Here is a 13,751-nt window from a genome sequence, read left to right on the forward strand (position 1 = left end):
CAGCGCGGTTGGGGTAGGGGCGGGCGCCGACTTGTGCGTACCCGCAGTAGGAGGCGCCCGCCCCTACCCCAACTGCGCAACCACAAGAGCACCGCAAAAGACCTTAATTGCCGAACGCCGCAATCCCCGTCTGTGCCCGCCCCAGAATCAGCGCATGGATGTCATGTGTGCCCTCGTAGGTGTTCACCACCTCCAGGTTCACCAGATGCCGCGCCACACCGAACTCGTCACTGATGCCGTTGCCCCCCATCATGTCGCGCGCCAGTCGGGCAATGTCCAGCGACTTGCCGCAGCTGTTGCGCTTGAGGATGGACGTGATTTCCACCGATGCAATGCCCTCGTCCTTCATGCGGCCCAGACGCAGGCAACCTTGCAGACCGAGTGTGATTTCGGTTTGCATGTCGGCCAGCTTCTTCTGGATCAACTGGTTGGCGGCCAAGGGACGGCCAAACTGCTTGCGGTCCATGGTGTACTGGCGTGCACGCAGCCAGCAGTCTTCTGCAGCACCCAAAGCGCCCCAGGCGATGCCGTAGCGGGCACTATTGAGGCAGGTGAACGGGCCCTTGAGTCCACGTACTTCGGGGAAGGCATTCTCTTCGGGGCAGAACACGCCGTCCATCACGATCTCGCCGGTGATGCTGGCGCGCAGGCCCACCTTGCCGTGGATGGCGGGGGCACTCAGACCGGCCATGCCCTTTTCCAACACAAAGCCGCGGATGGGGCCGACCTGGCCGCCTTCTGAAACTTCCTTGGCCCAGACCACGAACACGTCCGCGATCGGGCTGTTGGAGATCCACATCTTGGAGCCGCTGAGTTTGTAGCCGCCGGGCACTTTGTGTGCGCGAGTCGCCATGCTGCCGGGGTCAGAACCGTGGTCGGGCTCAGTCAGGCCGAAGCAGCCAATCCACTCACCGGTGGCCAGCTTGGGCAGGTACTTCTGACGTTGCGCTTCGGTACCGAATTCAAAGATAGGCACCATCACCAACGAGCTTTGCACGCTCATCATGGAGCGGTAGCCGCTGTCCACGCGCTCCACCTCGCGGGCAATCAGGCCGTAGGCCACATAGTTCAGGCCGGGGCCGCCATAGGCCTCTGGAATGGTCGGGCCCAGCAGGCCGAGTTCACCCATTTCGCGAAAGATGGAAGGATCGGTACTGCCTTCGCGAAACGCCTGTGTGACGCGGGGCAGCAGCTTGTCCTGGCTGTAAGCCGCTGCGGCATCGCGCACCATGCGTTCGTCGTCGCTCAGCTGGGTATCGAGCAGAAAGGGGTCTTGCCAGTTGAATGCGGTTGCCATGGGTGTCTCCGTAGGGGGATTGCAATTGCCCGCAAACAGCGGGATCGAATAGGCGCCATGTTAGGCGTGGGCGCCTTGGGAGGCAATCGATGCTTTCTTGCTCAGATATGATTGAAGCGCATATCTGGATTACCCCTTCACGCCATCACCACCCATGCGCCGCAAGCTGCCCTCTTCCACCACGCTCCTCTGTTTTGAGGCGGCAGTGCGCCACCGTAGCCTGACCCGCGCGGCAGTTGAGCTGTCGCTCACCCAAAGTGCCATTTCCCGGCAGATCATTGCCCTGGAGGAATACCTGGGTGTTGCGCTGTTCCGGCGCACGCGCCACGGCATGGAGCCCACTGCGGCGGGCTCGGAGTACGCGGCCCGCGTGGCACAGCGCCTGGATGCGCTGGAGCAGGACACGCTGGACGTCATGGGCACTTCGGCGCCAGGTGGTGACCTGCACCTGGCCTGCATGCCGACATTTGCCGTGAAGTGGCTGATTCCGCGCCTCGGCGAATTCAGCCGTCTCTTTCCGGGCACCACGGTGCACATGGACACCTGCACACGACCGTTCATGTTCTCCGACGGCACATGCGATGCCGCCATATTTGCCGGCACGCTGGACCAGATGAACCGCTGGGCCGGTACTGAGTTCACCAAGCTGCTCGACGAGAAGGTGGTAGCCGTCTGCAGTCCACGCGTACTGGGTGCGCGCCGCAAGCTCAAGCCCGAGGCTCTCACCCAGATGCCGCTGTTGCAGCAGTCCACCCGCCCCGACGCCTGGCGTAACTGGTTCCAGGCCCTGGGTGTGGACGCACCCAATGCATTGGCGGGTCCACGCTATGAGCTGTTTTCCATGACCAGTGCAGCGGCGGCACAGGGCTTGGGTGTGGCCCTCGTGCCGCACCTGCTGGTGGAGGCGGAACTGGCGCGGGGTGAGCTGGCGCTGGCCCACCCCACGCCTCTGCCCAGCGAGCGGGGCTACTTTCTGGTGTTGCCCATGGGTGCCCAGCGCTCCCAAGCAGTGTTGAATTTCATCGCCTGGGTACGGCAGGCATTGGACGCCGGCGTGGCTGCAACCCAGCGCTAGCGCCAAGCTGCTGCTGCTGCTGCTGCTGAGTTATCGCACCAAGCAGGGACGCTTGGGGTCGAACTTCCAACCCGGAATCAGGTATTGCATGGCGATGGCATCATCCCGCGCGCCCAAGCCATGCTGCAGGTAGAGGCGGTGAGCAGCTTCCACCTTGGCCATGTCGAGTTCCACGCCCAGGCCCGGTTTGCGTGGCACCTGCACATGACCGCCCACGATCTGCAACGGCTCCTTGGTGAGCCCTTGTCCGTCCTGCCAGATCCAGTGCGTGTCGATGGCGGTTACCTTGCCCGGAGCTGCCGCTGCCACATGGGTGAACATGGCCAGGGACACGTCGAAATGGTTGTTGGAGTGCGACCCCCAAGTCAGCCCCCAATCGCGGCAGGTCTGGGCCACGCGCACTGAGCCGGCCATGGTCCAAAAGTGCGGGTCCGCCAGGGGAATGTCCACGCTTTGCAGTGACAGCGCGTGCACCATCTGGCGCCAGTCGGTGGCAATCATGTTGGTGGCCGTAGGCAAGCCCGTGGCACGGCGGAATTCGGCCATGACCTCACGTCCGCTGAAACCGTCTTCCGCACCGCAAGGGTCCTCGGCATAGGCCACGATGCCACGGGTATCGCGCATCAGGCGCACAGCGTCTTTCAGCAGCCAGCCGCCGTTGGGGTCCAGCGTGACGCGCGCCTTGGGAAAGCGCGCGTGCAGTGCCGTGACGGCCTCCACTTCGGCCTCACCGGCCAGTACACCGCCTTTGAGCTTGAAGTCGTTGAAGCCGTATTTTTGATGGGCGGCCTCGGCCTGGCGCACGATGGACTCGGCGTCCAGTGCCGTGTCGTTGCGCAGGCGGAACCAGGGGTCTGCAGACGCCGCTTCATCGCGATATGGCAGATCGGTGCGTCGGCGATCGCCCACATAGAACAGGTAGCCCAGCATCTCCACGGAGTCGCGCTGCTGACCTTCGCCCAACAGGGCGGCCACAGGCAAATCCAGGTGCTGGCCCAGCAGGTCCAGCATGGCCGATTCGATGGCAGTGAGCACATGGATGGTGGTGCGCAGGTCAAAGGTCTGCAGGCCGCGGCCGCCTGCGTCGCGGTCTGCAAACTGGGCCCGCACCGCGTTGAGCACGGCCTGCACCTGGGCAACCGATTGGCCCACCACCAGTTTGCTGGCTTCCGCCAAGGTAGCCCGGATTTTCTCCCCTCCAGGCACTTCACCAACGCCGGTATGACCCGCGTTGTCGGTCAGGATCAGCAGATTGCGGGTGAAGAAGGGCGCATGCGCTCCAGAGAGATTCATGAGCATGCTGTCATGTCCGGCGACGGGAATGACGCGTAACGTGGCAATGGTGGGTGCGGTCATGGGTGAGGGCTATGGCAGAAATGGAAGGAATTGGTAGCGCTACCAAATTGAATTAGTGCGAATGGTAGCGCTACCAATTCTGGGCGTCAAGCCTGTTTGTCCAAAGCCCTACTCGGCCCATTCAGGTGCTGTCGCGCTCCACAATGGAAAAACCCACGTCCACCACGGGCTGGTCCACGTTGCGCCCTTCGGCACGGGCAATCAGCATCTCTGCGGACAGGCGGCCAATTTCCGCACCATTGATACGCACCGTGCTCAACGCCGGCACCAGATCGGCCACCAGCGGAACATCCCCAAAACCCAGAATGGCCAGCCGCTCTGGCACAGCAACGCTGCGTACACGCGCCTCCGTCAGCACGCCCAGCGCCAGCAGGTCGGAGCTGCAGAACACCGCATCCACATCCGGCGCCTGCGCCAGCAGCTGCGTCAACGCCTGACGGCCAGTGTGCATGTCGCGCGCGGAACCCACATTAATGACCTGCACAGTCGGCAGTCCCGCTTGTGCCACGGTGGCTGCAAAGGCTTCAAATCGGCGCTGCGCGCGCGCGTCGTCGGCCATGACCATGGTCAAGCGTGTGCGGCCTTTGCCGATCAGGAAATCCGCAGCCGCACGCCCGATAGCGGCGTGGGAGAAACCCACCAGCATGTCCATCGGCGAAGTGCCCAGGTCCCAGGTCTCCACCACGGGAATGCCAGACGCCAGCAAGCGCGTGCGGCTCGCGCCGGAAGGCAGAAGACCAATCAAGAAGATGCCATCCGGACGGCGCGCGATCACCTCTTCCAGCAGACGGGCCTCGCGCTCAGGCGCGTAATTGGACTGCCCCAGCATGAGTTGGTAGCCCGCATCCATGAGCACGGTGTTGAGCGCTTCTATGGTTTCCATGAACACCGACATCACCGTGCTGGGCACCACGGCGGCAATCAGGCGGCTGCGCTGTGAGGCCAGTCCACCGGCCATGCGGTTGGGAACGTAACCCGTGCGCTGCACCGCGTCCTGCACCTTGCGCAGCAGATCAGCTGACACCTGCGCAGGCGTATTCAGGGCGCGCGAAACGGTGATGGGCGCCACACCGGCCAGTTGCGCGACGTCCTGGAGCGTGACAGCTCCGCTGCGACGGCGCGCGCGCTTGGGTGGGTTGTTGTCCAGGTTCATGGCGGGGATGTTAGCGCCACCTGTCACATGAAGCCGCCTCAACCAAGTCCGAAGGGGAACAATGCCCGCACACGAACATTTCATCCGTCTTCATTCCTTGCTTCTCCCTAGCATCTGGCCGCCTGTTTCACAACATGCACCACCAGACGCTTGCTCCCCTCACGGGATCTGTGCAACTTCCTACTACACAAGCAAATGATCAAATAGTGAGAATCAAAATGAAAAACCAGTTACGGCTGATAGCAACCGCATTTGCTATCGTTTTTATAACGGGCTGCGGAGGCGGCGGTGGGGGAGGCACCACCACTACCACTGAGAGTTCCGTTGCGGCCCCGGTCATCACAAAGCAACCGATATCTGCCTCCGTCTACGAATCCCAAACCGCCACTTTCAGCGTCACCGCCTCTTCCAAGGATGCAGTTACCTACCAATGGAAGAAAAATAACGTCAACATACCGGGTGCCACTTCGGATACCTACAACTGGACAAACGCCGCGCTTGCCGACAATGGCAGCACCCTATCCGTCGCAGTGACCAGCACAGGCGGCACTACTACCAGTGCAACCGCGACGTTGAATGTACAAGCGGCCGCACCCAGCATCGTGACGGCACCCACGCCAAAGACGGTTCTTGTGGGGCAAGCTGCAAGCTTTACCGTCACCGCAAACGGGATGCCATCCCTGAGCTACCAGTGGTTGAGGAATGGTGCGGCCATCCAAGGCGCAAACCAGTCTGCATATTCAGCCGTAATGTCCTTGGGCAACAATGGTGACAAATATTCCGTGAAAGTCACCAATAGCGCTGGCAGCGTTACCAGTGGTGAGGCGCAAGTCGCAGTGCTCCCTGGCCAGAATGAACTGGTCATCTCCGAGGTTTCCAGCTGCTACTACTATGACGTGGGCTGCTGGTTCGAAATCTACAACCCCACTACTTCGGCGATCAACCTGAGCAGCTATGCAGTAAAGACTTACAGCATCGATGCGACCGTTGGAGGCTCTGCCACGATTTCCACCTTTGCACTCCCCAGCATCACAATTCCTTCCGACGGTTATGTGGTGATCTCTGGAAACGCGGAGAACCTTACGCAACGCAATAACCAGAATATTCGGTTGCGCTCTGGCAACCGGGTTCCGTTCTGGAACGCCAATGGGTTCATTGAACTTCTCAACTCAGGCGCTACGGCAGACTTTATCCGCTTCGGCTCCGTTACGCAGACCCCTGTGACAACCTCAAAGTGGACCGGCCAATCTGTTTCTGCGATGCCCTCCAGCGCCACGGACTATGGCAAGGCCATTGTGCGACTCTATCCCCGGATCATCGACACCAATACCCATTCAGCCGCAGACTGGACCAGCGTCAACTGGGCAACGCCCGGTGGAATGAACGATGTACCGGCCTCCGCAATAGATGCAGACGGCGACGGCATCCCCAACACGGCCAAGATTTCGGGTGGCACCTTTGCTGGCCTGGACTTGTATGCGATGGGCGCGCGTCAGGGAAGAAAGGCGATATTCATCGAAGTGGACAGCATGCAGAGCAGCGATCCTGGCGTGAAACCCAGGAAGGAGTCTCTGCAAAAGGTGGTGGATAGCTTCGCAGCCCATGGAATTGACGTATTTTTTGATGCCGGAAATCTGTTCAGCTCCACGTTTTCAGTGGCCGATTTCAACCTGGGCCAACCCAATGGCACCGTTGCATACGAACCTTGCGTCACGCTGGACCAGGTAACCTGTACGGCCAACCAAAGCAACATGCGCAGCATCTACGACTGGAAAGACACTTACATGGACCTGCGTCGCAGAGCCATCTTTCACTACCTGCTTCTGGGCAACTCCCAAAAGGCAGACGGTTCTGCAGGCTCTTCTGGCGTAGCCGAACTGCCGGGGAACGACTTTTTGGTCACCATGGGATCTTGGGGTTTCAGCGCCAACGCCGGTCAGAGCCTGAACAAGCTGATCAACATGCAGGCATCGACCATCATGCATGAACTGGGTCACAACCTGGGGCTCCGACATGGCGGGTTTGAAAACACCAACTACAAGCCCAACTATTGGAGCATCATGAACTACATGTACCAGTTGGATGGTCTTGATCCGGATCCGGCTTCCGCAACGGCCTATCAACGCTGGCTAATGTACGCAAACAACGACTACACCATTGAATGCAGCCTGATTGGCTCTCCCTGCGGTGATAAGGTGAACTTCGTCATCAGCTATTCCGACGGCACAGGCAGTGCTTTGGACGAATCCAGCTTGTCAGAAGCCCAGAACATGGGACGTGGAGCCAAGAGCGGTGCCTACGCAGATTGGGACCGCAATGCAAGCATCACCTCTGCGCTTCTCAGCGTGGATATCAATGGAGACGGCCATAAGAGCGTCCTGAGTGACTACAACGACTGGGCAAATCTGGTCTTCCCGTTTGCACGCCAATATGCTGGAAACGCAGGCAGATCGATCCTGAGCCAATCCAAGCCCGCCTTGAACCCCGTCTCGGCGGATCGTCAAGAAGCCGTTGTTGAAGCGCCGCCTCCTGCAGCGCGTCTCCAACTCCTTCGTCTGATGCAACAGCGATGAGATTGCTCCTGCTGCCGCTATGGATGGCTTCACTGCAAGGGCTCGCCATGGCGCAGAACTTTCAGTGTACGCAGATCGATGGACGCCTGTGGGAGTGCACACGCCAGGATCGCCATCCATCTGGTCCAACGGTTACCCGGGAGTTGAGGAGCGCTGTTGATTCACCCCCTTACTTTCGGGAAATACTGGGTGCGCGGTCCGGCAGCCAGGTGGTGGGTGATCTGCGTCTTCGGTATGGCACAGACCGCTCCTGGAGCCTCGTCTGGCCAGATGGGCACAGCACCCTATTGCTTACTCCAGGAGAGCGTCCTACCAAATGGGTTCGCGGGATAGACGCCAAAGGATTTGTTTGGGACGTCTTCGTCAAACGCCGCACTGAACCTATTGAAAGGGCCGGTATTTCCGTGGAGGACGAACCCAAGCTGGATCTTCAGCTTGTACGCAACACCCACTTGTAGCCATAGTCGGGCCGTGAGACTTTCGTTTGCACGGCACCCTCCACGCAGGGCCAATCTCTTGTCGACTTGGCGGTCGAAAGGGCTTGGCCCTCTTTTTGTTGCAGTGCTGTTTCCTGTGGGCCAACCGTAGGAGAGTCACCCGGCATCCTTCCACTGACATCGGGTAAGCCCCTACTTACAGGCTGGCACGTGCATTGCTAGTATTCGCTCAATTACTTGACCAAATGGTCAGTTTTTTAAGTTTTGCACCAAAAGGAGCGAGTCGCGTGAGCCCTGTTTCCACCAACCCCACATCCCCCGACATCCAGGCTGGCCGACTGCCCGCCGATGAATACGCACGGCGCTTTGCCGATGCAACACCCCGGCTCACGCCCTCGCAGGCCTTGCTGGAAGCCGAGCGCTGCCTGTACTGCTATGACGCGCCTTGCGCCACGGCCTGCCCCACCAGCATCGACGTGCCGTCCTTTATCCGCCGCATTGGCGAGGGCAACCTGCGTGGTGCAGCACGCACCATTCTGGACAGCAACCCCTTGGGCGGCATGTGCGCGCGGGTCTGTCCCACCGAGAACCTTTGCGAGGCCGTCTGCGTGCGCAACACCCAGGAAGATCGCCCCGTCTCCATCGGTCGCCTGCAGCGCTTTGCCGTGGATGCCTTGATGGAAAGCAAGCAGCCCCAGATATTTACCCGCGCAGAATCCACCGGCAAGAAGGTAGCCGTGGTCGGCGCCGGCCCTGCCGGCCTGGCCTGTGCCCACACCCTGGCGCGTCTGGGCCACAGCGTGGTGGTCTATGACGCCCGCCCCAAGGCCGGCGGTCTGAATGAATACGGTCTGGCCAGCTACAAGACGCCCGACAACTTTGCCCAGGCCGAAGTGCAATGGCTGCTGGGCATTGGTGGCATCAAGATCGTCAACAGTTGGAAGCTGGAAACCGCCGCCCAGCTGGAAACGCTGCGCCTGGACTATGACGCGGTTTTCCTGGGCATGGGCTTGTCCAGTACCGCGTCGCTCGGCGTTCCCGGTGAAGACCTGAACGGCGTGCAGGACGCGGTGGACTTCATTGCCACGCTGCGCCAATGCGAAGACCTCTCCACGCTGCCTGTGGGCCGCCGCGTGATCGTCATCGGTGGTGGCATGACGGCTGTGGATGCCGCGGTGCAAAGCAAGCTGCTGGGCGCCAAGGTGGTGCACATGGTGTACCGCCGCGGACCGGAACAGATGTCCGCCTCCAAGGACGAACAGGAATGGGCCCAGACCAACGGCGTGGTGCTGCACCAGTGGCTTGCGCCCGTGGAAATCGTGGGCAGCAATGGCCACGCCAGCGCAGTGCGCTTTGCCGAGCAAAGCCTGGTGGATGGCAAGCTGGTACCCACCGGACGCGAGATCTCCTGGGAAGCCGACACGGTGCTCAAGGCCATTGGCCAGACACTGGGCAATGCGGTACTGGGTGAAGCCGGGCTGACACTGCAAAGCGGACGCATTGCCACTGACGACGACGGCAAGACCAACCTGCCCGGCGTCTGGGCCGGTGGCGACTGCCGTGCTGGCGGACTGGACCTGACCGTGGAGGCCGTGGAACACGGCAAGCGCTCGGCCAAGGCCATTCATGCACACCTGAGCGCTGGCAAGTAATTCAGCGCACCACCCGAATTCAACGCATACCGTATTGGAAGTAACACCATGGCCAATCTGCAAACCACGTTCGTCGGCGTCAAGAGCCCCAACCCCTTCTGGCTTGCCTCCGCTCCCCCCACTGACAAGGCCTACAACGTCAACCGCGCCTTCGAAGCCGGCTGGGGCGGCGTCGTCTGGAAGACCCTGGGCGAAGCTGGCCCACCGGTCGTCAACGTCAACGGCCCCCGCTACGGTGCGCTGCTGAGCAACGACCGCCGCCTGATGGGTTTCAACAACATCGAGCTGATCACCGACCGCGACCTGGAAATCAACCTGCGCGAAATCACCGAGGTCAAGCGCCTGTGGTCGGACCGGGCCATGGTGGTGTCGCTGATGGTGCCATGTGAAGAGAAGTCGTGGAAAGCCATCCTGCCGCGCGTGGAAGACACCGGCGCGGATGCCATCGAACTCAACTTCGGCTGCCCGCACGGCATGAGCGAACGCGGCATGGGCGCCGCCGTGGGCCAGGTGCCCGAATACATCGAGATGGTCACAGCCTGGTGCAAGCAGTACAGCAAGCTGCCCGTCATCGTGAAGCTCACCCCCAACATCACCGACATCCGCCAACCCGCACGCGCCGCCAAGAAGGGTGGAGCCGATGCGGTATCCCTCATCAACACCATCAACTCCATCATGGGCGTGGACCCGTATACGTTGACCATGAGCCCTTCCACTGGCGGCAAGGGCTCGCATGGAGGCTATTGCGGCCCGGCCGTCAAGCCGATTGCACTGAACATGGTGGCCGAGATCGCACGCGATCCGCAGACCGCAGGAATCCCGATCAGCGGAATTGGCGGCATCGGCACCTGGCGCGACGCGCTGGACTACATTGCCCTGGGCTCGGGCACGGTGCAGGTGTGCACCGCCGCCATGGTGTATGGCTTCAAGATCGTGCAGGAAATGGCGGACGGCCTGTCCAACTACATGGACGAGATGGGCTTTACCAGCGTGGACCAGATCGTGGGCAAGGCCGTGCCCACCGTGTCGGACTGGCGCTACCTCAACCTCAACCACATCAGCAAGGCCGTCATCAACCAGGACAGCTGCATCCAGTGCGGACGCTGCCACATTGCCTGTGAAGACACCTCGCACCAGGCCATCACCTTTGAGAAAGATGGCAAGCGCCATTTCGAGGTGAAGGAAGACGAGTGCGTGGGCTGCAACCTGTGCGTCAACGTCTGCCCGGTGCCCGACTGCATCACCATGCGCGATCTGGCACCCGGCGAGGTGGACCTGCGTACCCAGAAGACGGTGCAGGCACAGCACGCCGACTGGACCACGCACCCCAACAACCCCATGCGTACAGCGGCCTGAGCCCAGGGGCAGTTTTTCGGTGACAAGTGCTGCGAACTGCCCTATTCTTAACCTGCTAATTTCTTGAGGAACTCTCCATGACCAGCCTTTTGATTCGTGGCGGCACCGTTGTCAATGCAGACCGTGCCTTTGTTGCCGATGTGCTCACCCAGGACGGGAAAATCGTTGCGGTGGGCGAAGGCCTGAGCGCCCCCACTGGCGCAACGGTGGTAGACGCCGGTGGCCAGTATGTGATGCCCGGCGGCATAGACCCGCATACCCACATGCAGCTGCCCTTCATGGGCACCACCACCATGGATGATTTCTACACCGGCACGGCAGCCGGCATGGCCGGTGGCAACACCACCATCATCGACTTCGTCATCCCCAACCCCAAGCAGCCCATCATGGAGGCCTACAAGACCTGGCGCGAATGGGCCGAAAAATCCGCCAGCGACTACAGCTTCCACGTCGCTATCACCTGGTGGGACGAGACCGTCAAGCGCGACATGGGCACCCTGGTGCAGCAGGAAGGCGTGAACAGCTTCAAGCACTTCATGGCCTACAAGAACGCCATCATGTGCGACGACGAAACCCTGGTGAACAGCTTCAAGCGCGCACTGGAATTGGGTGCCATGCCCACCGTGCATGCCGAGAACGGCGAGCTGGTCTACCTGCTGCAAAAGCAGGTGGCCGAGATGGGCATCACCGGCCCCGAAGGCCACCCGCTCTCGCGCCCACCCATGGTCGAAGGCGAAGCCGCCAACCGCGCCATTGCGATTGCCGACGTGCTGAACGTGCCTATTTACGTGGTGCACGTCTCCTGCATCGAAGCAGCAGAAGCCATTGCCCGCGCCCGCGCCCGCGGTCAGCGCGTGTACGGTGAAGTGCTGGCAGGCCACCTGGTACTGGACGACAGCGTGTACCGCAACCCCGATTTCGCCACTGCCGCAGCCCACGTGATGAGCCCACCCTTCCGCCCTGCAGGTCACCAGGAATTCCTCTGGCGCGGACTGCAAAGCGGCAATCTGCACACCACCGCTACCGACCACTGCACCTTCTGCGCCGCGCAGAAGGCTGCAGGCAAGGATGACTTCTCCAAGATCCCCAATGGCACCGGCGGTGTGGAAGAGCGCCTGGCCGTGATCTGGGACGCGGGCGTGAACACCGGGCGCCTCACGCCCAGCGAGTTCGTGGCCATCACCTCGGCCAACACCGCCAAGCTGTTCAACATCTACCCGCAAAAGGGCAACGTGTCGGTGGGTGCCGATGCCGACCTGGTGGTCTGGGACCCGGCCGGTACCAAGACGCTGTCGGCCAAGACCCAGCACAGCAAGGGCGACTTCAACATCTTTGAAGGCCGCACCGTACGTGGCATTCCCAGCCACACCATCAGCCAGGGTGAACTGGTCTACGTGCAAGGCGACCTGCGCGCCGTACGTGGCAAGGGACGCTACATCAAGCGCCCCGCTTTCAGTGCGAACTTTGAGGCATCGAAATTGCGTGCGGAAGCCCTGAAGCCCACCGCCGTCCAACGCTGAGGAACACACCATGACCACTGCAACAGCAACCGATATTTCTGCCCTGCGCGTCAACGGCGAGCGCCTGTGGGCCTCGCTCATGGAGCTGGCCAAGATCGGCGCCACGCCCAAGGGCGGCGTCTGCCGCCTCACGCTCACCGACCTGGACAAGCAGGGCCGCGATCTGGTGACCGGCTGGGCGCGCGAGGCCGGCATGACCGTCACCATCGACAAGATCGGCAACGGCTTCATGCGCCGCCCAGGCCGCAACAACAGCCTGCCGCCCATCATGACCGGCAGCCACATCGACACCCAGCCCACCGGCGGCAAGTTCGATGGCAACTACGGTGTGCTGGCGGGCATTGAAGTGGTGCGCACCCTCAACGACCACGGCATTGAAACCGAAGCGCCCATTGAAGTGGCGTTCTGGACCAATGAGGAAGGCTCGCGCTTCGTGCCGGTGATGATGGGCTCGGGCGTGTTCGCCAAGGCCTTCACGCTGGAGCACGCCTACGCTGCTACCGATACCGAGGGCAAGTCGGTCAAGGGCGAGCTGGAACGCATCGGCTACATCGGCGACCAGGAGCCCGGTGACCACCCCATCGGCGCCTACTTTGAAACCCATATCGAACAAGGCCCGGTGCTGGAGGACAACGACGTGACCATCGGCGTGGTCAGCGGCGTGCTGGGCATCCGCTGGTTCGACTGCACCGTCACCGGCATGGAAGCCCACGCGGGCCCCACACCCATGGCCTTGCGCAAGGACTCGCTCTTAGCCGCCACCCGCATCATGCAGGACGTGGTGGCCGCGGCCCACCGCCACCCGCCGCACGGACGCGGCACCGTGGGCATGGTGCAGGTGTTCCCCAACAGCCGCAATGTGATCCCCGGCCGCGTGAAGTTCAGCATCGACCTGCGCAACAGCACCGATGCACTGGTGGACCAGATGGCCGACGAGGTCAAAGCCTTTGCCGCCAAGGTCGCACAGGAGCATGGCGTGGACATCAAGATCGAACTGGTGTCCAGCTACCCCGCGCAGATCTTCCACGCCGACTGCGTGGACGCCGTGGGCCGTGCCGCCAAGAAGTTGGGCTACTCCAACATGCCCGCCGTGTCGGGTGCCGGCCACGATGCGGTCTACATGGCCAAGCTGGCTCCCAGCGGCATGATTTTCATCCCCTGCAAGGACGGCATCAGCCACAACGAGATCGAAGATGCCAAGCCCGAGCACATCACGGCGGGCTGCAATGTGCTGCTGCATGCCATGCTGGAGCGGGCGAAACCAATATAGACGCCATTAACTCACTGCCACAATAGGACCCGCGGAGCGAATGCCTGCGGGTTTTTTTATGG

The 13,751-nt window shown here is 61.6% G+C and carries 9 protein-coding genes; 6 read left to right on the top strand and 3 right to left on the bottom strand.

The features are described from left to right. Positions 1 to 103 precede the first annotated feature (103 nt). Positions 104 to 1,297, bottom strand: a complete 1,194-nt coding sequence (locus AC1RMF_RS10450) for an acyl-CoA dehydrogenase (RefSeq protein ID WP_493141403.1) — start codon at positions 1,295 to 1,297, stop codon at positions 104 to 106. Positions 1,298 to 1,451: 154 nt separating this feature from the next. On the opposite strand from AC1RMF_RS10450, the gene AC1RMF_RS10455 reads away from it, so the two are divergent. Continuing rightward, positions 1,452 to 2,372 carry a LysR substrate-binding domain-containing protein gene (locus tag AC1RMF_RS10455; protein WP_493141404.1) on the top strand — a complete coding sequence of 307 codons (921 nt, stop codon included), beginning with the start codon at positions 1,452 to 1,454 and terminating at the stop codon, positions 2,370 to 2,372. A 30-nt stretch (positions 2,373 to 2,402) separates the two neighbouring features. Here AC1RMF_RS10455 and gudD read toward each other — a convergent pair whose 3' ends face one another. Both gudD and AC1RMF_RS10465 read right to left on the bottom strand, forming a co-directional pair. Further along, entirely contained in the window at positions 2,403 to 3,728 is a 1,326-nt protein-coding gene (gudD, locus tag AC1RMF_RS10460) for a glucarate dehydratase (protein WP_493141405.1), read from the bottom strand. Positions 3,729 to 3,849: 121 nt separating this feature from the next. After that, on the bottom strand, positions 3,850 to 4,881 hold the full coding sequence (locus tag AC1RMF_RS10465) for a LacI family DNA-binding transcriptional regulator (protein ID WP_493141406.1): 1,032 nt from the start codon (positions 4,879 to 4,881) through the stop codon (positions 3,850 to 3,852). Between the two features lie 218 nt (positions 4,882 to 5,099). On the opposite strand from AC1RMF_RS10465, the gene AC1RMF_RS10470 reads away from it, so the two are divergent. The 5 genes from AC1RMF_RS10470 to AC1RMF_RS10490 all read left to right on the top strand — a co-directional run bounded on the left by AC1RMF_RS10470 (position 5,100) and on the right by AC1RMF_RS10490 (position 13,689). After that, a complete protein-coding gene (locus tag AC1RMF_RS10470; protein WP_493141407.1) occupies positions 5,100 to 7,454 on the top strand; it encodes a zinc-dependent metalloprotease family protein in 2,355 nt (784 codons plus the stop codon). 724 nt (positions 7,455 to 8,178) lie between these two features. Then, positions 8,179 to 9,543, top strand: coding sequence for an NAD(P)-dependent oxidoreductase (locus AC1RMF_RS10475; RefSeq protein WP_446737988.1), 1,365 nt, complete (start codon positions 8,179 to 8,181; stop codon positions 9,541 to 9,543). A gap of 48 nt (positions 9,544 to 9,591) precedes the next feature. Further along, a complete protein-coding gene (gene preA / locus AC1RMF_RS10480) occupies positions 9,592 to 10,899 on the top strand; it encodes an NAD-dependent dihydropyrimidine dehydrogenase subunit PreA (protein WP_493141408.1) in 1,308 nt (435 codons plus the stop codon). Between the two features lie 77 nt (positions 10,900 to 10,976). Beyond that, positions 10,977 to 12,419 carry a dihydropyrimidinase gene (gene hydA / locus AC1RMF_RS10485; RefSeq protein WP_493141409.1) on the top strand — a complete coding sequence of 481 codons (1,443 nt, stop codon included), beginning with the start codon at positions 10,977 to 10,979 and terminating at the stop codon, positions 12,417 to 12,419. 10 nt (positions 12,420 to 12,429) lie between these two features. Beyond that, positions 12,430 to 13,689: a Zn-dependent hydrolase gene (locus AC1RMF_RS10490; RefSeq protein ID WP_493141410.1), complete on the top strand. Its 1,260-nt coding sequence runs from the start codon at positions 12,430 to 12,432 to the stop codon at positions 13,687 to 13,689. The last annotated feature ends 62 nt before the right edge of the window (positions 13,690 to 13,751 follow it).

This window comes from Rhodoferax sp. GW822-FHT04A08 (assembly GCF_058801025.1).